This is a genomic window from Pseudoalteromonas sp. Z1A2 (genome assembly GCF_011378755.1).
GTDB classification, from domain to species: Bacteria; Pseudomonadota; Gammaproteobacteria; order Enterobacterales; family Alteromonadaceae; genus Pseudoalteromonas; species Pseudoalteromonas distincta.
Map to the genome: position 1 here is coordinate 1 of NZ_WTKX01000029.1, position 20,783 is coordinate 20,783.

Genomic DNA, 20,783 nt, shown 5'->3' on the forward strand with positions numbered 1-20,783 from the left:
CCTAAGTAGGTTGGCTGTTAGAACTCAATCTGTACGAGTGCCCACACAGATGATTGCTTTATATTGTTAAAGAACGTTTTGAGTCGCTTCAGCGTCTCAAGGGATGCGAATAATACACCCTTTATTTTTCGAGTCAACACTTTGTTTTAAACTTTCTTTTGGAAGATTTAAAACCGAAGTTTTATTTAACTCTGTGAGTAGTTCGTGCCTCGCTATGCTTCGGCGTTTCCCGTCTCAGTGGGGTCGCATTATAGGGAGCGGCGGATTTTACGCAAGCGTTATTTGCATAAAATAGTAATTAAAATTAAGCCCCAAGCAAGCGCACACGATAAACACAAGTTACCCACAAAACCCTGTTGATAACTCTGTTTTTGAACTTTAAAACTAAACACTTTTATCCTGATGTGATAAGTTGCGGTCACTTTTTTTAACTCATGTATTTAGGCAGTATCCATGACAGACATAATAAATAGTATAAGTGCCCTTCTATGGGGGCAAGTTCTCGTCTACTTATTAATAGCAGCGGGCCTCTTCTTTACTTTTCGACTAGGCTTTATTCAATTTGTGCAATTCCCACATATGTTCAAAGTTATGTTTGGTTCTCGTAAATGTGCCGATAACGAAATTTCATCCTTTCAGGCTTTTTGTACTTCATTAGCAGCTCGTGTCGGTACTGGTAATATGGCAGGTGTTGCTGTTGCCTTATATCTAGGTGGCCCAGGTGCTATTTTCTGGATGTGGCTTATTGCATTAATAGGTATGGCTACAAGTTTTGCCGAGAGTACTTTAGCTCAGGCTTATAAAACAAAAGATGCAGATGGTAATTTTAGAGGTGGCCCTGCTTATTATATGCAAAACGGTCTAGGCAAACGTTGGATGGGAACTTTATTCTCGTTATGTTTAATTTTAGCCTTTGGTTTAGTATTTAACGCAGTACAGTCAAACTCTATTGCTGCAGCATTTGAAGTAGCGTTTGATGTACCTAAGTATATAGTAGGCATTTGCTTGGTTATTGGTTCTGGCATCATTATTTTTGGTGGCCTAAAAACAATTTCTCGCTTTGCTGAAATGGTTGTGCCATTTATGGCATTAGCTTACCTGCTGGTTGCACTTTATGTATGCGCCATTAACTTTACTGCACTACCAGATGTGCTAGTGCTTATTATAAAAAGTGCTTTTGGTATTGAACAAGCTGGTGCTGGTGCTATTGGTTATGGTGTTACACAAGCGATGATCCAAGGTATAAAGCGTGGTTTATTCTCAAACGAAGCTGGTATGGGTAGTGCAGCTAATGCCGCGGCTACTGCGACACCTTACCCTCCTCACCCAGCATCACAAGGTTATGTGCAAATGTTAGGCGTATTTATTGATACTATTGTTATTTGTACAGCGACTGCTTCTCTTATTTTACTATCGCAGCAATTAGTACCTGAATCTGGTGTTATGGGGATTGAACTTACACAAGCAGCATTACAAGAACATGTCGGCGACTGGGGTACTTACTTTATTGCTATTGCTATATTGTTTTTTGCTTTTACTTCTATTGTGGCTAATTACTCTTACGCTGAAACAAATTTAATGTTTTTAGAGCACAACTCTAATAAAGGTATGTTTATCTTTAGACTTGTTGTTTTAGGTATGGTGATGTTTGGTGCTGTTGGTGAGCTTGGTTTAATTTGGACGCTGGCAGATATATCAATGGGTTTAATGGCCATTGTAAACGTTATAGCGCTATTTATGCTTTCAGGTGTTGTTGTATGGCTTTCAAAAGACTATAACGAACAACGCAAAAAGGGCTTAATACCCACCTTTGACAAAAGTAAGCATCCTAAACTTGCTAAAGAGGTTGACCCAGCGGCCTGGGAATAGAAAATAATCAGCGAGCTACGGCTCGCTTTTTTAGTTCTAAAATAACAAATACTACGCTTAATCATCTCATTGCTTATAAATAAAAGTTATATTAATTTTAAAACTATTTTATATTTAATTACGTAGGATATATGAATTAAGTTATCTATAAAAAGGAGATCCGATGGATGACATGACAAAAAAATACAGTATAGACACTACTGATTACCAAGTTGGGCAAGATAATGTACAAAAGTGGGGATTTGATATCCATAACCCAGTATTTGGTATAAGCGCCTTCTTAGTTGTTTTATTTGTAATACTTACCCTAGTTTTTGACCCTACCGTTACCCGTGATGCACTAACCTCGACTAAAGACGCAATAATTAATCAATTTGATAGTTACTTTATGTTACTAGCCAATGCCTTTGTGATCTTTTGCGTTATTTTAGCATTTTCTCCTTTAGGTAAAATTCGGTTGGGTGGCGTAAAAGCTCGTCCAGAACATGGTTACATGTCATGGCTTTCAATGCTCTTTGCAGCAGGCATGGGGATTGGCTTACTGTTTTGGGGAGTTGCTGAGCCAACTGCATATTATACTGGTTGGTATCATATGCCTATGGGCGTTGAGCCAAATTCACCGCAAGCACACTCATTAGCTTTGGGTGCAACCATGTACCACTGGGGTTTACATGGATGGGCGATTTACGCAGTTGTTGGATTAAGCTTGGCTTTTTTTGCATTTAATAAAGGCCTTCCTTTATCTATACGTTCGGTTTTTTATCCATTATTTGGTGATCGCGCCTGGGGGTGGCTTGGTCATATCATAGATATACTCGCTGTACTGTCTACTTTATTTGGTTTAGCTACATCGCTAGGCCTAGGCGCTCAACAAGCTACCAGCGGGATAAATTACCTGCTAGGCACTGATTACGGGACCGCTTTTCAAATATCTGTTATTGGTTTAGTAACGTGCATTGCAATTTTCTCAGTTATTAGAGGTATTGAGGGGGGTGTTAAAGTACTGAGCAATGTTAATTTAATTTGTGCATTTATTTTATTATTAGCTGTTATTGCCCTTACTTTCTCTGATGCAATTACTGCTATTTGGTTTACCCTTGGGGCGTACGTAGAGCACTTTGTACCTTTGAGTAATCCATTCAATAGACCCGATGAAGATTGGATGCACTCTTGGACTGTGTTTTATTGGGCATGGTGGATATCATGGTCGCCGTTTGTTGGGATGTTTATTGCTCGAGTTTCAAAGGGACGCACTGTACGCGAGTTTTTACTCGTCGTCATTGGCCTACCAACGCTTCTTAGTTTGGTTTGGATGGGCGTGTTCGGAAATATGGCAATTACACAAGTTATAGATAAAGTTGGCCCACTTGGACAAAATGGTTTAACTGATATCTCAGTGACTTTATTTCAAGTATACGAGCAGCTACCTCTTTCTAGTTTTATTTCTATTATTTCTATAGCACTCGTTTTGGTGTTTTTTATAACGTCGTCTGATTCAGGATCGCTTGTAATAGATGGTATAACTGCGGGCGGTAAAATAGATGCACCAGTGCCACAACGTATATTTTGGGCTACAGTCGAAGGCGTGATTGCAGCAGTATTACTCTGGGTTGGTGGCTCGCAAGCATTGCAAGCGCTTCAGTCGGGCGTAGTTACTACAGCTTTACCGTTTTCAATAGTACTTATTTTAATGTGTGTTGCGCTTATCCAAGGCTTTTTGAGCGAGTATCCAATTTACAAAGCTCAGAGTAAACTGCAATAACAATTTATCTTTTATAAGCGATCCTCAAGGGTCGCTTATAAAATCTTCGCAATTCGTATAACTAAGTGCTTAACGCATTCCCTATACTCCCACCTTAAATTTATTTTTGACACCGCACTTCTATTACATTCATTAATGCCACCCCTCGTTAAAACTTAGGTACAGGAGTAATTGCCAAGAAAATTAAATAACCAGCGTTCTGATTTTTGCTTTGTTATAAACAGGTGCTCTTATACCAATTCAGTTAATTAACCAGCTGGGATAAAAGTAGTAACTGTTAAATACAAACAGGCAGCTTTATAAATGTATGATGGTGAAACTCTAAGATATTAAAAAGAAATAGATTTTAAAGGTAAGTAGGTATTAAAAATAAGATTAGAGAATTTAAGTAAGAATAATTTTTGAATGTTTTAAAATTAGAAGCAATTTAGAATTTAATCTGAGGATTTGAATAAAGATGGTGCCCGAGGCCGGACTTGAACCGGCACGACTTGTTAGTCGAGGGATTTTAAATCCCTTGTGTCTACCAATTCCACCACTCGGGCATCGAGTTTGCTAATTAAAGCGTGTGGAGTAAATTATATGGAGGCGGAACCCGGAGTCGAACCGGGGTAAACGGATTTGCAATCCGGTGCATGGCCACTCTGCCATTCCGCCTAAATGTTTCCAAATAATTTGGAGCGGTACACGAGGCTCGAACTCGTGACCTCGACCTTGGCAAGGTCGCGCTCTACCAACTGAGCTAGTACCGCAAAATACTATTTTATCAACTTTAAATTATCTTGGTTAAACAATTTAAAGTGGTGCCCGAGGCCGGACTTGAACCGGCACGACTTGTTAGTCGAGGGATTTTAAATCCCTTGTGTCTACCAATTCCACCACTCGGGCATCGAGTTTGCTATTTAAAGCAAGTGGATAAAACTAATATGGAGCGGTACACGAGGCTCGAACTCGTGACCTCGACCTTGGCAAGGTCGCGCTCTACCAACTGAGCTAGTACCGCATCATATTAATTCTAAATTAACCATTTTATAAATTACACTTGGTAATGCAATTAAACCACAAAGTGGTGCCCGAGGCCGGACTTGAACCGGCACGACTTGTTAGTCGAGGGATTTTAAATCCCTTGTGTCTACCAATTCCACCACTCGGGCATCGAGTTTGCTAATTAAAGCGTGTGGAGTGTTGAAATGGAGGCGGAACCCGGAGTCGAACCGAGGTAGACGGATTTGCAATCCGGTGCATGGCCACTCTGCCATTCCGCCCCAGTACGGGGTATTAACCTTAAGATAAACTTGGAGCGGTACACGAGGCTCGAACTCGTGACCTCGACCTTGGCAAGGTCGCGCTCTACCAACTGAGCTAGTACCGCATTTTATTTATCAGTTATTTGAATTAGCACATGATGATTTATGTGAACATTCAGGTAACTGATTAATTACCGTTTTGTTTATCTCGGGGGCTATGCCCTCTCAACACGGACGCATTCTACAGAGATTATTAAACGCGTCAATACAAAAAATGCTAGTTTTGAACTGTTTGCTTGTTTTTTATCTAAAACGGTGCATTATTATACATTTAGAGTTAATTTTTAGTCAATTCACCCCATGCTGCACGTAAATATTGCATCATAGAACTCAAGGTTAAAAAGGTCGCAATGTACAGTAGTCCAAAACTTAAATAGTTCATCCATGTATCATATTGCCAAATCAAACCGATAATGGCTAACATTTGTGCAGCCGTCTTAATTTTACCCATGTTTGATACAGCGACATTACCACGCTTACCCTGCTCTGCCATCCATTCACGAAGTGCAGATATGATAATTTCACGGCTTATTATAATAAGAGCAGGTATAGTCATGTACATTGACTGGTACTGATCAGATAACGCTACAAGTGCGGCACATACCATTACTTTATCAGCAACAGGATCTAAAAAAGCACCAAAAGGGGTTGATTGCTCAAGCTTTCTTGCTAAATAACCGTCTAGTATATCGGTGATTGATGCAAGCCAAAAAATAAAGGCGGCAGCAAAAAAAGCCCAGCTATAAGGCAAATAAAATATCACCAAAAAAACGGGGATAAGAAAAAGTCTAAATGTTGTGAGTGTGTTTGGAATATTCCACATAACTACTTGGATATGTCTTTTTTGCTATATTCGCATGTAGGGCTAGCCCTTGTCATGCAAATGGTTAAATATCTTCTCAGCCATGTCAGGGCTGATCCCAGGAACTTTCTTTAACTGTTCTATATTAGCAGCTTTTACTCCCTGCATGCCCCCTAAATATTTTAATAATGTTTGCCGACGCTTAGAACCGACTCCATTTATTTCTTCTAGTAGTGATTGCGTACGTTGTTTTTGGCGTTTATTACGATGACCTGCAATTGCAAAACGATGAGATTCATCACGTATATGCTGTATTAAATGTAGCGCAGGTGCATCTGAATCCATAGGAATGGTTTTTCGACCACCGTCAATTAATAGTGTTTCAAGGCCTGGCTTACGGCTAGTACCTTTAGCAACACCTACTAACAAAGGCATTTTTGTATGTGGCCAGTTAGAAAAGTACTGCTCCGCGCGCCCCAGTTGCCCCTTACCACCATCAATAAAGATAACGTCTGGAATTTTGTCTTCATCTACTAATTTGTTGTAACGCTTATTAAGTGCAAACTCCATTGCAGCATAATCATCACCACCGGTTATACCCGTTACATTATAGCGCCTATACTCTTTTGTATTTGGGCCTTGTGAGTCAAATACAACACAACTTGCAACAGTGTTCTCACCCATAGTGTGGCTTATATCAAAACACTCCATTCGGGTAATATCATCAAGTCGCAGTGTTGCTTTTAATTGTGCATAACGTTTATTAATAGAGTCTTGGGTACTTTGCTTAACTGCAATACTGTTTAATGCATTTTTATTGGCCAGTTGTAAGTATTGAGCACGCTCACCACGGGTAACTACTTTAAGTGTTACTTTGCGCTCACTTATTTGTGTGAGTGCTTCACCGAGTGCCCCGCTCTCTTCTATTTCAAACGGTAATATGATTTCTTTTGCAATACGCCCTGTTGCTCCTGGCGCTAAATAGTACTGTCCTAAAAATGAAGTCAATATTTCTTGCTCACTTGAATCTTTAGGTACTTTTGGAAAATACGTTTTACTACCTAATACTTTGTGATCGCGGATCATTAATAAATGAATACCATTTAAACCATTTAAATGAGCAAAACCAACTACGTCCATTTCAGCAAAATTACCTGATATAGACTGTTGCTCCTGCATTTTACGAAGTAACATTATTTGGTCGCGAACTTTTGCCGCCAGTTCAAAGTTTAATTGTAGGCTGGCTGCTTCCATTTTCTTTATTAAATCAGCAATAACTTCGTGAGATTTACCCGTTAAAAACTTACGGACATAGTCAACTTGCTCGCTGTAATCATCATCCGTAACTTTATTCACACACGGAGCTGAGCAACGCTTAAGCTGATATTGCAGACACGGGCGACTTCTTGCGCGGTAATAAGCATCTTCACATTGACGAACAGGAAATATTTTTTGCATTAAGCGCAAGCTTTCAGATACCGCTCCCGCGCTCGGAAAAGGTCCAAAGTACTCACCTTTAATTTTACGGCTGCCACGATGAAACGCTAAACGAGGGTGTTTATGGCTAGTTAATAAAATATAGGGATACGACTTATCGTCGCGTAATAATATGTTGTAGCGAGGCTGGTATTTTTTTATTAGATTATTTTCAAGCAACAGCGCTTCTGTTTCAGTATTAGTGAGTGTGACTTCGATGTCACAAATATTACTCACTAAAACGCGTGTTTTGCTGTCGGTAATGTTACTTCTAAAGTAACTGCTCACACGCTTTTTTAAATGCTTAGCTTTACCAACATAAATAACTTGGTTGTCACTATCAAGCATGCGGTATACACCCGGCTCACTTGATAGCGTTTTGAGAAAATGTACGTGATCAAATTCAGACATAAATTATAGTTAGTACGAAACGTCTATATCAATCATTTTATGACGGATTGCTAAATGGGTAAGCTCAACATCACCACCTACATTTAGCTTTTCAAACATACGGTAGCGATAGCTATTTACTGTTTTTGAACTTAGGTTTAAACGCTCAGCTATATTTTGTGCTTTTTCACCTTTAGTGATCATAAGCATAATTTGCAGTTCGCGTTCAGATAAGCTCTGAAAAGGATTTTCGTCTGTGCGACCTGTCACTTGCGCAAGTGCTATTTGCTGTGCAATTTCAGGAGCAATATAACGCTGACCGGCATGAACACAACGAATGGCACGCACCATTTCGTCAGAGCCAGCACCTTTAGTTAAAAAGCCATGTGCACCAATTTGCATTACTTTACTCGGAAACGGGTCTTCACAGTTAACGGTAAGCACAATAATTTTTACATCAGGGCAGTAACGACAAATCTTTTTAGTCGCTTCTAATCCGCCCATGCCTGGCATATTCATATCCATTAATACTATGTTTGGCGCATGCTGACGACAAAACTGTACAGCCTCTTCGCCAGTTTTAGCTTCACCAATTACTTTAAACCCTCGTACATCATCAAGAATACGCTTTATTCCTGTTCGTACAAGTTCATGGTCATCAACTAAAAGTACATTAATCAATGGAACATCCTCACTTACCTAACAACATGCAATTTAATTAAATTAATTTGCCACAGTAACATACATAAAGCGAAACAATAACTAATATTATTGCCTCGCCCTAATAGTTTAAGATGACGATTTTTCGCTAAATCTGTCAACCCATAACGCAATGATACCATCACCCGTTACATTACACGCAGTACCAAAGCTATCTTGTGCCAAATAAAGTGCAATCATTAATGCAACCGCGCCTTCATTAAACCCAAGCATGCTTGTTAATAGACCAAGCGCCGACATAACTGCGCCACCTGGAGCACCTGGTGCTGCAATCATTACTACACCTAACATCATAATAAACGGTAGCATACCCATTAATGAAGGGACTTCCATGCTTGGCGATAAAAACATAACAGCCATTGCACAGGTTACTATAGTGATAGTTGAGCCAGATAAGTGAATAGTCGCGCAAAGTGGTACGGTAAAGTTAGCTACATCTTCTTTAACCTTATTTGCTTTACTTGATTGAAGCGATACTGGAATCGTTGCTGCACTTGACATAGTACCTAACGCTGTAAAGTAAGCTGGTAGCATATTTTTAACTAATTCGATTGGATTACGTTTTAATAGTATACCTGTCGCTATATATAAAACGCTTAACCATAACCAGTGCATAACAAGCGCTGCAATTAGTACTACGCCAAATGTTTGCAGTGTATCTACCACAGTACCCGCTACCGTCATTTCGGCAAATACACCTGCAATGTAAAATGGTAAAGCAGGGATAATTACTTTTGATAATAATCCGTCAATCACATCACGGCCCTGATCAGACACCTTTTTAAGCGTATCAAGCTCTAATTGGCTCATGCCTATACCAAATACAAAAGCAGTTACTAATGCGGTCATTACCCCCATCAAAGGTGGAATTTCTAAATCAATAAAGCTGCCAATTTCTGTAGCAACTTCTGCCTCGAATGTAATACCACCACTTAAAAAAGGGATAACAGCACTTACTAATAAAAATGCAAGCGTACCTGCAATAATTGTAGAGCTATAAGCAAACCCGACTGTTTTACCAAGTAAGTGACCAGACCCTTTTGGTAGGCCTGCAATACCTGATGCAATAAAAAATAATATAATAAGTGGAATGGTAAAGGAGATAATTTGACCAATCAGCTCTTTTACTGTGAATAAAAGTTCAACACCAGTTATAGGTACATATAGTCCAACTAGGATACCGGCCACAATACCGGCAATTAATTTTAAGATTAATTTCATTGTGATTGCTTAATTGAATTTAGATACGTGTTTTTATCATGTTTTAGACGCATTGTGTGATAAAACTATTCAAGTTACATTCATATGCACAAATATTGAACAAACACAGCTTAATTCAATACTCTTTTGAACATTTTTTAACTAAACGAAGTTTTACTCTTTAAATTTTAAATTAAGCCCGCACCTATAATAACTAAAGCACCGCTAATAATTGATTTTTATTTCGACTGGTTATAAGCCCAATAGATATATGTTATAGCCAAACTTTACTTTAGTTTTTTTAAACTCACAGTAAAGTGTGTTTATATAGTTAGTAGCAAAGGCTATTAACACGTTGATCAGATTGCATCCAAAGGAACATTATGTCTACTATTTTTGAAGATAACTCACTAAGCATCGGTAATACACCGCTGGTAAAACTTAACCGTGTTACAGGTGGGAATGTATACGCTAAAGTTGAATCTCGTAATCCAAGCTTTAGTATCAAATGCCGCATTGGTGCATCGATGATTTGGGAAGCTGAAAAGTCAGGTCAGCTTGTTGAAGGTAAAGAACTTATTGAACCAACATCTGGGAACACCGGTATTGCACTTGCATTTGTTGCAGCAGCACGTGGTTACAAGTTAACGCTTACTATGCCAAACACCATGAGCCTAGAACGTCGCAAGCTATTAAAAGCATTAGGTGCAAATCTAGTACTTACCGACGGTGCAAAAGGTATGAATGGCGCAATTGAAAAAGCAAAAGAAATTCAAGCAACAGCACCTGATAAGTATATTTTATTACAACAATTCGAAAACCCTGCAAACCCAAAAATTCACTTTGAAACAACAGGCCCTGAAATTTATGATGCGCTTGATGGCAAAGTAGACTTTTTTGTAGCCGGTGTTGGTACTGGTGGTACTATTACAGGTGTTAGCCGCTACCTTAAAACAGAAAAAGGTCTAAACGTTAAGTCTATTGCTGTTGAGCCAACTAACTCTCCAGTTATTAGCCAAACGCTTGCCGGTGAAGAAATTAAACCAGGTCCTCATAAAATCCAAGGTATTGGTGCTGGCTTCATTCCTGGCAACTTAGATATGGACTTAATTGATGGCGCAGAGCTTGTATCTAACGAAGACGCAATTGCAATGGCGCATCAGTTAATGAAAAAAGAAGGTATTTTAGTAGGTATTTCGTCAGGTGCAGCGGTTGTTGCAGCTAAGCGAATTGCTGAAAAGCCTGAAAACGCAGATAAAAATATTGTTGTTATCCTACCTAGTGCAACTGAGCGCTACTTATCAAGCCCAATGTTTGATGAAGAGTTTAGTGAACAAGAACTAGTACAATAAGTAATTTTAAGATTTTTAGAAGGATGCTTTAGGCATCCTTTTTTATTATTTATTATCCAATTTTCTATTTATTGCCTGCCATACCTTTACATCTGCATAGATAAACCACACACTTTAAAAAAACTAATTAATAATAATTAATATGAAAAAAATCACGAGTTTATTAAGTTTGGTCATCTGTTTATTTTTATCAGCCTGTGGTGACGATACCAAAACACTTGGCGACACTCCTGGCGATACAGCAACCGCTTATTTTGATGCGCTTTATAACCAGCAAGACCTTCAAAAAGCCAGCACCATGGCAACCCCCAACCTTACACGTATAATGAAATCCTACGGCACCGCTAAACAGTTTTCCCGTAACTTAGTAAATATGCAATACGATGAAGTCACCATTGAAGTTGATATGACCAATATGAGCGTCCGTGAACAATACGGCGATAACGCTAAAATAAACCTTATTTTTACCGGCTATTTAAATGGTGATAAAATTGACGAAATGCGCAGTGTAAAAATGCTTCGTAAAAAGGGAAAATGGTACATAGATAAAATTGTTGCCGACCCTTACGCTCGTTAAAAATAAATGAATTAAACATAAAAAGGCCTTACATTCGTAAGGCCTTTTTCGCTTTAGCAGGGCGTGTTGATCTTTGTGGATTGGAATTTGTTCAATCTAGGGGCGATTTAATCGCGGCGCGAGGTTTGTAACCTAGTGGGCTAAGTAAAAACCGAGCAACAAAGAGTTAATCGTCCCTAGAAAGAACCCAAAGGGCAGCGCATGTTTGGCATTTATGCTGCGTTATCGCCTATTTATGGGGAATAACCACACTACATAGGCTCTGCCTTGTCTAAAAACCAAACAGCCTGCTGCAAATTCAACCACGAAAGGTCAACACGCCCTAGTATTTAAAGTAGTGCGCTACAGCTCACCTGGTTGAAAATTATCAACTGCAATGGCTTTCTTTCGTAACTTATTAGCGTGATGCATTGCATCAGCATCCGTTTGCTCTAACAACTTATTTTCAAGTGCATAGTTAATAGCGCCTTCAATATCAAGCGTTGTTGGCACACTGCCCTTGCGCTGCCATTGTTTTAAGTCTTTAAACTGCGCTTGCATATCATGCATAGCTAAAAATGCGCTTTCCATGACCCCTGTACCTGCATTTTCATCTACATAACATAAATGCGTTAAGCGGTTTCTAAATACACCAGGTTGAGTCATACGCTCGCAAATACTTTGTGCTATTTCATCACTTGGTCTGTGGTAATGGTTTCCAAGCGGGAACACGATACGTTTAAGGATAAAATTCACAACCGGATTTGAAAAGTTTTTAAAGAAGCCATTAAACGCTTGGCCAATTTCAAATAATGAGTTCTCAATTGCATATTTTACAAATGGTAAATCAGCTTGTTGGCGCCCTTCATCTTCATAACGTTTTAAAACAGTTGATGCTAAGTACAAATGACTTAATACATCACCCAAACGCGCTGATATCATTTCTTTACGTTTAAGTTCACCGCCAAGCATTAACATTGCAACGTCTGTACAAATAGCTAAGCCTCGGCTCATTCTACTCAGTTGTTTATAATAAATAGCCGTTTCACCACCTACAGGCGCTTTAGCAAAATAACTACGTGTTAAGCCATGCACAAATGCCATACCTGCATTACTTGCTGCAAATATTATATGGTTCATTAATAAACCATCAAATTGTTCAAGTGCTGCGTCGTCATCTTCCATTGCAGCGGCTTCCATTTCTTTTAAAACAAATGGATGACAGCGTGTTGCACCTTGGCCAAATATCATTAAGTTACGCGTTAAAATATTCGCGCCTTCAACCGTAATTGATACTGGAATCCCCATATAGCCATGCGCCAAATAGTTATTAGGCCCTACTTGAATTCCTTTACCTGAATGAATATCCATTGCATCATTCATTACCGTACGACCCATTTCAGTCATATGGTATTTAGCAATCGCTGTTACAACCGACGGGCTTAATTTTAAATCAATCGCACCTGCGGTCATTAATCTGCACGACTCAAGTGTGTAAGTTAAACCACCAATACGCGCAAGTGCCTCTTGCACGCCTTCAAATTGCCCTATAGATACACCAAACTGCTGGCGTACCATGGCATATGCCGATGTCATTTTTGAAGCTAAATGCCCAGTTGCTGCACTTAATGCTGGTAGTGATATTCCACGCCCTGCACTTAAACATTCAACAAGCATTCTCCAGCCACGCCCTGCACACTCTTGACCACCAATGATCCAGTCCAGTGGTATAAATACATCTTTACCGTAAGTGGTACCATTCATAAAGGCCATATTAAGGGGATAATGACGCTCACCCGTTTCAACACCCGGATGATCGGTTGGTATAAGCGCACACGTTATACCTAGCTCTTTTTTATCACCTAATAAAGCGTCTGGATCATACATTTTAAATGCTAAGCCGAGTACAGTAGCCACTGGTGCAAGCGTAATGTAACGTTTTGACCAATTTAAACGCAGGCCCATTACTTGCTCGCCATTGTGCTCACCCATACACACAACGCCTGAATCAGGAATGCTGCCAGCATCAGAGCCCGCCTCTGGGCCCGTTAATGCAAAACAAGGAACATCTGTACCATTAGCTAAACTTGGCAGCCAACGATCTTGCTGCTCTTTAGTGCCATAGTGAAGAAGTAACTCGCCCGGACCTAAGCTATTAGGCACCATAACAGTGACTGCGGCTGTTAAGCTTTTAGTCGAAATTTTTGACACTATCGTTGAATTAGCAATTGCCGAGAACTCACGACCGCCAAATTTTTCAGGAATGATCAGCGCAAAAAAACCTTCTGTTTTTAGGTAATCCCACACTTCTTTTGGTAAGTCTTTGTCTTTTTGTACAATTTGATAATCATCAAGCATCGCCAATAAGGTTTCTACTTGGTTAGCCATAAATGCGTTTTCTTTATCGCTAAGCTCTGGTTTTGGAAAGTGGTGCAGTTTTTGCCAGTCTGGGTTACCACTAAATAACTCACCATCCCACCAAACATCACCTGCTTCCATTGCCTCTCGCTCTGTTTGCGATAATGGCGGAAGCACCTTTTTGAACATTTTAAACGTAGGACGACTAATCAAGTTTAGGCGAATATCTTTAACCGCAAAAATAACCACCACCACGACCAGCAATATTATAAATATTAACATGCGCACATTCCTTACACATTGAATGAAAATAGTAACTTAATTATGACCCATCTTAATTTAAATACAATCATTGCACGACGAGTCGTGAGCCTTAACGCATTCATTTTATTGTTTTAAACATCACTGCTATTATCAACGTTTTAATAACAATAAATTAAAGGAATAGCATGACCCCCTTTCGATTTAAACTAAGTATGAGCGCCTTAATGGTAGCAAGTACTCTTGCTTTAACGGCCTGCGATGCGCAAGTATCTATCGACACTACCGATTCACCACACACTAAAAAAGCTGTAACAGCTAAAGATGCAAATACATTTATAACAAACACAGAAAAAGAACTAAGTGCACTTTATTTAGAATCGAGCCGTGCAGAGTGGATTTACGCAAACTTTATTACTCACGATACATCTGCTCTATCGGCTGAAGTTAACCGTAAAATGACCGAAACAGTCGTGCGTTTAGCAAATGAAGCTGCAAAATACGACGAACTAGAGCTTGATTACGATGCTCGCCGTAAGCTTGATAAACTAAAACTAGCACTTACACTTCCAGCCCCACAAGACGCTGATAAAACAGCACAACTTTCACAAATTGTTGCAGAGCTTGGCGGGCTATATGGTAAAGGTAAATACTGTAAAGAAGATGGCAGCTGTTTGAGCCTTGGCGACATGACCTCAAAAATGGCCACCAGCCGAGATTACAACGAACTACTTGATTTATGGCAAGGCTGGCGTGAAATATCAAAACCCATGCGCCCACTTTACGAGCAACAAGTAGCACTTACCAACGAAGGTGCGAAGGAGCTTGGTTATGCCGATACGGGCGCTATGTGGCGCAGTAAATACGATATGCCTGCTGATGACTTTACCACTGAGCTTGACCGTATTTGGGGCCAAGTTAAACCACTTTATAACTCGCTACATTGCCATGTTCGCGCAAAGTTAGGTGAAAAGTACGGCACCGACAAAGTACCTCAAGATCAGCCAATACCAGCGCACTTACTCGGTAATATGTGGGCGCAAGCATGGGGTAACATTTACGATGTTGTTGCACCAGAAAATGCCGATCCGGGTTACGATGTAACCGAGTTATTAGCTCAAAATAATTACGACGAGCTTAAAATGGTAATAGGGGCTGAAACCTTTTTTACCTCAATGGGATTTGAGCCACTGCCAGAGACCTTTTACGAGCGCTCGTTATTTGTAAAACCAAAAGACAGAGACGTGCAATGTCATGCATCTGCATGGAATATAGATAGCAAAGACGATTTACGTATTAAAATGTGTATTCAGCGCACGGGCGAAGAGTTCTCTGTTATTCACCATGAGCTAGGCCACAATTTTTATCAGCGCGCTTACAACAAACAGCCTTTATTTTATCAAGAAAGTGCCAACGATGGTTTTCATGAAGCCATTGGCGACACCATTGCCCTTTCGGTTACACCAGGCTACTTAAAAGAAATTGGCTTACTAGAGCAAGTACCTGATGAATCAAAAGACATTGGTCTATTAATGAAAATGGCACTTGATAAAGTAGCCTTTGTACCGTTTAGCTTAATGGTTGATCAGTGGCGTTGGCAGGTATTTTCAGGGGAAGTAGCACCAGAAAATTACAATAAAGCATGGTGGGAACTACGTGAAAAATACCAAGGAGTGCAAGCGCCTATCGCACGTAGCGAAAACGACTTTGATCCGGGTGCTAAGTACCACGTTCCGGGTAATACGCCTTATACACGTTACTTTTTAGCGCATATTTTACAATTTGAGTTTCATCGCAGCTTATGTGAAATTGCCGGTAACGATAAAGCCATTCATCGCTGCTCTATTTATAATTCAAAAGAAGCAGGGGATAGGCTAAACGCTATGCTTGAAATGGGTTCATCTCGCCCTTGGCAAGAAGCGCTTGAAACTGTAACAGGTAAGCCGCAAATGGATGCAACAGCAATGCTCGATTACTTTGCACCATTACAAACATATTTAGATAAACAAAACGAAGGCCGCAACTGCGGCTGGTAAATAGCGCTGAACAAAAAGCCCGCTCAAATGAGCGGGCTTTTTGTTCATATTCTAATTTTAGTTAAATTAAAACTGTAAGCTTAAATTTGCAAAGTAAGCATCATAATCAGAATCATCCCAGTTATTGCCGTAACCTGCTTCTAAACCAACATTGTTGTTGAAAAAGTGTTGAGCACCAAGAGTGTAATCATCATTTTTATTAACTGTAACAAAAACCGATGTTGCTTTGCTGAAATAGTAGTTAGATGCTAATTCCCAGTTACTTGAACCGCCATCAACATCTTCAAATTTACCTTCAACAGTCAAGTAGTTACCTTGCTGTAAATCAACAAAGTACTTAGCTGCTACTGCACGGTAATCAAACTCATCATCTGCTGTTACTGTAAAGCCAATATAATCAGTGCTGTTTAACTGGTGGTTATATGCCAAATCAAACACAAACTGATTGTCAGCATCTTCTACATCAACAAACGTAGCTTTTAATACAAGGTTTGGGTTAAAGAAGTAACCAGCTGAAAGTTCAATTACATCCGTGCTTGAGCCAAAATCACTATCGAAATTATTGTACTGTGCACCTAATACAAAATCTTCTACAAAATACTCACCGCCAATGCTAGTAACATCTCCAAAATCATTATCACTGTATGCACCATAAACATTTGTTTGCTTATTGATGTATTCAAATTGATCGTAAGGACCTAAAGTCGCTTTTGGAGAAAAATAATAAGTTGAGTCAACAGTTACTGTGTCATCACCATCTACATCCACGTATCCTACATGGCTGATTGATTGGTAAGTATCTGCAGCTATTGCAGTGGTTGCAGCGCTTGATAATAAAATGCTCGAAATGATAACGGCTAATTTTTTCATTTTAAATTCCCTATAAATATTACTTTTTATGCCTCAGCTGTCTAGCTAAAGTCGGGGCGCATCCTAACGTCAAAAAAATGAACAAAAACTGAATAAGAGGGCAAATTAAAACCACTTGAAATGTAAATAATTACAAGTAAATGTAAACAACGGGTATCAATAAAATCTACGTAACAATAGTCTGTCATCATTTAAACTCAAAAAGTAACAAATAAGGTACAAGTTGTCGCTAAATTAAACACAACTTAATTATTCGATAAACCTCATCAATATAACCTCCCCTCACTAAATTTTTCTAATTTCTCAAAATAATGACTATAATTAATTCATTATTTCTGAATTTATAATAAAAAATAGGTTTGTATAAGTGCATATTTTTATCTGTTTTTTCCAATAACCATTATTTACCAGCAAAAAAAACTCCAATACTCATTATTTTATAGCTATTATCATCGACTCTACTTAATGGCTTTAATAACAATCTAGCCATTTATGGCATTTTTATTTATAACTTAAAGGGGTTATTTAGATGAGCATAATAAAAGCCGTAATTATGGTTAGTAAAAGTTTATAGTTAAAAGATCAAACGTTTATAAACAACAAAGCCCGCTAAATTTAGCGGGCTTTTGATATTACTTTTGTATTAACTAAGTAGGGGACTTAATTAAAACTGGAAACGCATGTTAGCAAAGTACGCATCGTTATCAGAATCATCAGCGTTGTTTTCGTAACCCACCTTTACACCAATATTTTTATTGATAAAGTGTTGAGCACCAAAGCTGTAAGTGTCTTGCTTGTTGTAGTTAGCAAATACAGATGTTGCTTTTGAGAAGTAGTAGTTAGTTTCTGCTACCCATTGGTTTTCTGCGTCATCAATGCTTTCGTATTTACCTTCAAAAGTAAGGTAGTTACCTTGCTGTAAATCAATAAAGTATTTAGCAGCAACTGCACGGTAATCAAAATCGTCGTCTGATGTAAGTGTAACACCTACGTAATCTGTGCTGTTTAGCATGTAGTTGTAAGCTAAATCAAATAATGCGAAATCGTCGCCGTCTTTGTTTTCAACTAGTGTTACTTTTGCAAGTAAATCAGGGTTGAAAAAGTAACCACCCGTCAGTTTATAAAGCTCACTGTTAGAACCTGAATCTGGGTCTAGGTTTTCGTAAGATGCGCCAACAACAAATTCATTAATGAAGTATTCACCACCAACCGATGTTAAATCGCCAAAGTCGTCATCAGCGTAGCCACCATATACGTTAGTTTGTTTATTGATGTATTCAAACTGATCGTACGGACCTAAAGTTTTTTTAGGAGATAAGTAGTAAATAGAATCTACAGCAACGGTGTCGTTGTTATCGCTATTTTTGTAGCTTAGGTTACTAATTGAATTATAGCTGTCTGCAGCAGCCGCAGTGCTAGATAATAAAATGCTCGAAATAATAACTGCTAATTTTTTCATTGTAAGACTTCCCTATGTACATTGCTTTTTATGCTCTAGCTGTATTGCTAAAGTCGAGGCACATGCTAACGTTAGGAAACTGAATGAAAACTTAACTAACCAGTTGTATTTATTAAGTTAATTGTAAGGAAGTGTTGTAAACTGTAAAATTAAAGTAGTTGCAACATCTAGTCAACAACTACTTAAAACATGTACCGTATTAAAGCGCGTGTTGGCTAATAATTCGGTAAACATCGTTAATATTGTCGCCAGACTTAAACTCTTTACTAATTGGTGTTGGATCTGAGCCAACCCATATTTTTAGCTCGGCATCTAAGTCAAAATGGCCTGCACTTTCTTTACTAAACTTGGTAATTTTAGAGTAAGCAATACTCACCATTTCCATTTTAGAACCGGTCATACCTTGCTTATCAATTAAGATTAAGCGCTTATTAGTAAAAATAAACATATCACGTACTACTTTATATGCTTTTTCTACTTGCTCGCCGTCAATTAATGTATTGGCGAGGATTTTTTCTAAATCAGAATCGTCAACTTCGCTTGCATTACCCATAAGTCCGCTAAGTAAACCCATTATACTTTCTCCTGTTTAAATATTTGATTCTCTAATGTATGACCATTAACTAACTGCCGGTACTGCCAGTGTTGTTGATGACAAAAATTCAGTAGTGCAATATCAAGTGGATCGCTCGTTGGCTGATACTCAACTACATATTCTTTATGTTGGCTCATATACACACGACTCACACCTGCAATTGCTTGAAGCTGTTGCTCAACATTTTGATAAGCCTCGCTTAGCATTAATGTATAAAAGTGTTTATCGGTATTATTAGTTTTTGTTTGATGCTCGCTTAGTACGCCTTTATCTAAATGAAGTACCTGTGAGCATAGTCGCTCAAGCTCAGTTAAATCGTGAGAGCTTAAAATAAATGTAGCCTGTTCACTTAATTCTGATACCAGCTCACGTACTTCTCTGGCATGAATCGGATCAAGCCCTGCGGTTGCTTCATCAAGCATTACAATTTGTGGTGCGCCAATAAGTGCTTGCGCTATCGTAACGCGCTTGCGCATACCGTGCGATAAATCCCCCGCACGCTGCTTTGCAATTTCTTTTAAGCCAACTAAATCAAGTACACGTAGCGCCTCAGTTTGACTTTGCTTAGCACCCATACCTTGCAGCTTTGCATAAAAGGCGAGTTGCTTATCTATATTAAAACGAGGGTCAAGTTGCGCGTCTTGCGGTAATGCACTTACTTTATTAAATAAAGCAGCACTACCAGGTTTATGCCCTAATATTTCAAGGCTGCCTTTACTTGGCGCAATATAGCCGCACAACAAACTAAATAAGGTAGTTTTACCCGCACCATTTGGCCCTACAAGTGCCACTGGCGCGCCTTTGTTAATTTCAAAGTCCACATTATTAAGCGCAAGTTTTGCACCATACGATTTACTCAAACCGCTAGCTGTAATTAATGGTCTCATAGTGAGCTCCTTGCAAAAATACGTTGAGCAACGCTTAGTAATACCGCAGTTTGCACAAGGGGAATAGCCACAGCGCTCAATAATGGTAAATTTTGCCCCGCTAATAGCTCTATTTGCACACCCGGAAATAAATAATCAAGCAAGCCTAATGCGGGTATTTGCCATTGCAATATACCAACTACAATACCGCCTGCTGCAAAATATAAAATTGCCAATACAATAGATAAACGCGATGAGCGAGCAAAGGTATTAATTAACGTCATTAGTGCTACAAATGGGCACAAAGTAATCACTAATATTAAAAATATAGAAAGCGCACGGGCAAAACCACCAGCCAGTAAACTTGGATCTCTAAAACACAATACCGCGAGTGTAGCCACAAGCGTTATACCCACCAAACATGCTAATACTCCTAGCTGCCCTAAAAAACGGCCAAACAGTATTTCAAAGCGAGTGGAGCGCAGTGATAAAAACCTTAGTGTGCCGCGCTCTCTATCGCCTACCGTTTGGTCGCTACAAATAAATAAACCAAAAACGGGAAAGCTATAAAGGGCTATTAACCAGTACATAGCAAATTCGGCCTCAGGCCAATCCAATAATTTACTTAAACCAATAGAACCTGATATATCACGGGCTATTTGCTCAAAATCAGGCGCACTTACAATGCCTACTGCCTGCCCTATTGGGTAGCGCAGTATTATTAGCCACACCAATGCAAAGGCAGCTAATGCAATAAGTCCACGTTTAGTTAAAAACATACGTACAAGCTCAAATCCCGCTATTTGCGTTAATCGCCCTACGTTTATCGGTAATGGTGTTGCCATTGACTATCCTTAATGACTTTTTATTTTCTGTGTATTTATCCACACTAAGTGTAAACACC

At 39.1% G+C, this 20,783-nt stretch carries 15 protein-coding genes and 8 tRNA genes; 5 read left to right on the forward strand and 18 right to left on the reverse strand.

The features are described 5' to 3' along the window. Nucleotides 1–453: 453 nt before the first annotated feature. Together GQR47_RS16940 and GQR47_RS16945 are read left to right on the forward strand one after the other, a co-directional pair. On the forward strand, nucleotides 454–1,869 hold the full coding sequence (locus GQR47_RS16940; RefSeq protein ID WP_039488519.1) for a sodium:alanine symporter family protein: 1,416 nt from the start codon (nucleotides 454–456) through the stop codon (nucleotides 1,867–1,869). Nucleotides 1,870–2,032: 163 nt separating this feature from the next. After that, entirely contained in the window at nucleotides 2,033–3,631 is a 1,599-nt protein-coding gene (locus GQR47_RS16945) for a BCCT family transporter (RefSeq protein WP_165724179.1), read from the forward strand. Nucleotides 3,632–4,089: 458 nt separating this feature from the next. On the opposite strand, the gene GQR47_RS16950 is transcribed toward GQR47_RS16945, so the two are convergent. The 12 genes from GQR47_RS16950 to GQR47_RS17005 form a co-directional block, all read right to left on the reverse strand. After that, nucleotides 4,090–4,176: transfer RNA gene (locus tag GQR47_RS16950), tRNA-Leu, on the reverse strand. A 38-nt stretch (nucleotides 4,177–4,214) separates the two neighbouring features. After that, nucleotides 4,215–4,288 (reverse strand) — tRNA-Cys (locus GQR47_RS16955). Nucleotides 4,289–4,307: 19 nt separating this feature from the next. Continuing rightward, nucleotides 4,308–4,383, reverse strand: a tRNA-Gly gene (locus GQR47_RS16960). A 49-nt stretch (nucleotides 4,384–4,432) separates the two neighbouring features. After that, nucleotides 4,433–4,519 (reverse strand) — tRNA-Leu (locus GQR47_RS16965). A 39-nt stretch (nucleotides 4,520–4,558) separates the two neighbouring features. Next, a tRNA-Gly gene (locus GQR47_RS16970) sits at nucleotides 4,559–4,634 on the reverse strand. 64 nt (nucleotides 4,635–4,698) lie between these two features. After that, nucleotides 4,699–4,785: transfer RNA gene (locus GQR47_RS16975), tRNA-Leu, on the reverse strand. Nucleotides 4,786–4,822: 37 nt separating this feature from the next. After that, nucleotides 4,823–4,896: transfer RNA gene (locus GQR47_RS16980), tRNA-Cys, on the reverse strand. A 31-nt stretch (nucleotides 4,897–4,927) separates the two neighbouring features. Further along, nucleotides 4,928–5,003 (reverse strand) — tRNA-Gly (locus tag GQR47_RS16985). A gap of 212 nt (nucleotides 5,004–5,215) precedes the next feature. Beyond that, complete coding sequence (gene pgsA, locus GQR47_RS16990; RefSeq protein WP_032827134.1) at nucleotides 5,216–5,761, reverse strand: CDP-diacylglycerol--glycerol-3-phosphate 3-phosphatidyltransferase; 546 nt, start codon at nucleotides 5,759–5,761, stop codon at nucleotides 5,216–5,218. Nucleotides 5,762–5,803: 42 nt separating this feature from the next. Further along, the gene (gene uvrC / locus GQR47_RS16995; RefSeq protein ID WP_039488521.1) at nucleotides 5,804–7,627 is read right to left on the reverse strand and encodes an excinuclease ABC subunit UvrC; all 1,824 of its coding nucleotides are present in this window, start codon (nucleotides 7,625–7,627) and stop codon (nucleotides 5,804–5,806) included. Nucleotides 7,628–7,636: 9 nt separating this feature from the next. Beyond that, the gene (uvrY, locus tag GQR47_RS17000) at nucleotides 7,637–8,287 is read right to left on the reverse strand and encodes a UvrY/SirA/GacA family response regulator transcription factor (RefSeq protein WP_002963136.1); all 651 of its coding nucleotides are present in this window, start codon (nucleotides 8,285–8,287) and stop codon (nucleotides 7,637–7,639) included. A 108-nt stretch (nucleotides 8,288–8,395) separates the two neighbouring features. Continuing rightward, on the reverse strand, nucleotides 8,396–9,547 hold the full coding sequence (locus GQR47_RS17005; protein WP_165724180.1) for a dicarboxylate/amino acid:cation symporter: 1,152 nt from the start codon (nucleotides 9,545–9,547) through the stop codon (nucleotides 8,396–8,398). Nucleotides 9,548–9,909: 362 nt separating this feature from the next. On the opposite strand from GQR47_RS17005, the gene cysK reads away from it, so the two are divergent. Both cysK and GQR47_RS17015 read left to right on the forward strand, forming a co-directional pair. Further along, nucleotides 9,910–10,878, forward strand: a complete 969-nt coding sequence (gene cysK, locus GQR47_RS17010) for a cysteine synthase A (RefSeq protein WP_002963138.1) — start codon at nucleotides 9,910–9,912, stop codon at nucleotides 10,876–10,878. A 142-nt stretch (nucleotides 10,879–11,020) separates the two neighbouring features. Continuing rightward, nucleotides 11,021–11,455, forward strand: a complete 435-nt coding sequence (locus tag GQR47_RS17015) for a hypothetical protein (RefSeq protein ID WP_002963139.1) — start codon at nucleotides 11,021–11,023, stop codon at nucleotides 11,453–11,455. A gap of 342 nt (nucleotides 11,456–11,797) precedes the next feature. Here the strand turns inward: GQR47_RS17015 and GQR47_RS17020 are convergent, their stop codons facing one another. Next, a complete protein-coding gene (locus tag GQR47_RS17020) occupies nucleotides 11,798–14,074 on the reverse strand; it encodes an acyl-CoA dehydrogenase (RefSeq protein ID WP_165724182.1) in 2,277 nt (758 codons plus the stop codon). A 167-nt stretch (nucleotides 14,075–14,241) separates the two neighbouring features. On the opposite strand from GQR47_RS17020, the gene GQR47_RS17025 reads away from it, so the two are divergent. After that, on the forward strand, nucleotides 14,242–16,089 hold the full coding sequence (locus GQR47_RS17025; RefSeq protein WP_165724184.1) for a M2 family metallopeptidase: 1,848 nt from the start codon (nucleotides 14,242–14,244) through the stop codon (nucleotides 16,087–16,089). A 66-nt stretch (nucleotides 16,090–16,155) separates the two neighbouring features. On the opposite strand, the gene GQR47_RS17030 is transcribed toward GQR47_RS17025, so the two are convergent. The 5 genes from GQR47_RS17030 to GQR47_RS17050 all read right to left on the reverse strand — a co-directional run bounded on the left by GQR47_RS17030 (nucleotide 16,156) and on the right by GQR47_RS17050 (nucleotide 20,724). After that, complete coding sequence (locus tag GQR47_RS17030) at nucleotides 16,156–16,959, reverse strand: putative porin (RefSeq protein WP_165724185.1); 804 nt, start codon at nucleotides 16,957–16,959, stop codon at nucleotides 16,156–16,158. A gap of 664 nt (nucleotides 16,960–17,623) precedes the next feature. Beyond that, on the reverse strand, nucleotides 17,624–18,418 hold the full coding sequence (locus GQR47_RS17035; RefSeq protein WP_165724187.1) for a putative porin: 795 nt from the start codon (nucleotides 18,416–18,418) through the stop codon (nucleotides 17,624–17,626). A 199-nt stretch (nucleotides 18,419–18,617) separates the two neighbouring features. Next, entirely contained in the window at nucleotides 18,618–18,992 is a 375-nt protein-coding gene (locus GQR47_RS17040) for a PH domain-containing protein (RefSeq protein WP_007377979.1), read from the reverse strand. Beyond that, nucleotides 18,992–19,900: an ABC transporter ATP-binding protein gene (locus tag GQR47_RS17045; protein WP_007377980.1), complete on the reverse strand. Its 909-nt coding sequence runs from the start codon at nucleotides 19,898–19,900 to the stop codon at nucleotides 18,992–18,994. Before GQR47_RS17045 ends, GQR47_RS17040 begins: the two co-directional genes overlap by 1 nt. Continuing rightward, a complete protein-coding gene (locus tag GQR47_RS17050; protein ID WP_024603655.1) occupies nucleotides 19,897–20,724 on the reverse strand; it encodes an ABC transporter permease subunit in 828 nt (275 codons plus the stop codon). Before GQR47_RS17050 ends, GQR47_RS17045 begins: the two co-directional genes overlap by 4 nt. Nucleotides 20,725–20,783: the final 59 nt, after the last annotated feature.

Excerpts from the sequence above, each read along its gene's own strand:
- GQR47_RS16940 (WP_039488519.1), top strand. The coding sequence starts at position 454 with ATGACAGACATAATAAATAGTATAAGTGCCCTTCTATGGGGGCAAGTT.
- GQR47_RS17015 (WP_002963139.1), top strand. The coding sequence starts at position 11,021 with ATGAAAAAAATCACGAGTTTATTAAGTTTGGTCATCTGTTTATTTTTA.
- GQR47_RS17025 (WP_165724184.1), top strand. The coding sequence starts at position 14,242 with ATGACCCCCTTTCGATTTAAACTAAGTATGAGCGCCTTAATGGTAGCA.
- GQR47_RS16945 (WP_165724179.1), top strand. The coding sequence starts at position 2,033 with ATGGATGACATGACAAAAAAATACAGTATAGACACTACTGATTACCAA.
- GQR47_RS17035 (WP_165724187.1), bottom strand. The coding sequence starts at position 18,418 with ATGAAAAAATTAGCAGTTATTATTTCGAGCATTTTATTATCTAGCACT.
- pgsA (WP_032827134.1), bottom strand. The coding sequence starts at position 5,761 with ATGTGGAATATTCCAAACACACTCACAACATTTAGACTTTTTCTTATC.
- GQR47_RS17050 (WP_024603655.1), bottom strand. The coding sequence starts at position 20,724 with ATGGCAACACCATTACCGATAAACGTAGGGCGATTAACGCAAATAGCG.
- cysK (WP_002963138.1), top strand. The coding sequence starts at position 9,910 with ATGTCTACTATTTTTGAAGATAACTCACTAAGCATCGGTAATACACCG.
- uvrC (WP_039488521.1), bottom strand. The coding sequence starts at position 7,627 with ATGTCTGAATTTGATCACGTACATTTTCTCAAAACGCTATCAAGTGAG.
- GQR47_RS17020 (WP_165724182.1), bottom strand. The coding sequence starts at position 14,074 with ATGTTAATATTTATAATATTGCTGGTCGTGGTGGTGGTTATTTTTGCG.
- GQR47_RS17045 (WP_007377980.1), bottom strand. The coding sequence starts at position 19,900 with ATGAGACCATTAATTACAGCTAGCGGTTTGAGTAAATCGTATGGTGCA.
- GQR47_RS17030 (WP_165724185.1), bottom strand. The coding sequence starts at position 16,959 with ATGAAAAAATTAGCCGTTATCATTTCGAGCATTTTATTATCAAGCGCT.
- GQR47_RS17040 (WP_007377979.1), bottom strand. The coding sequence starts at position 18,992 with ATGGGTTTACTTAGCGGACTTATGGGTAATGCAAGCGAAGTTGACGAT.
- GQR47_RS17005 (WP_165724180.1), bottom strand. The coding sequence starts at position 9,547 with ATGAAATTAATCTTAAAATTAATTGCCGGTATTGTGGCCGGTATCCTA.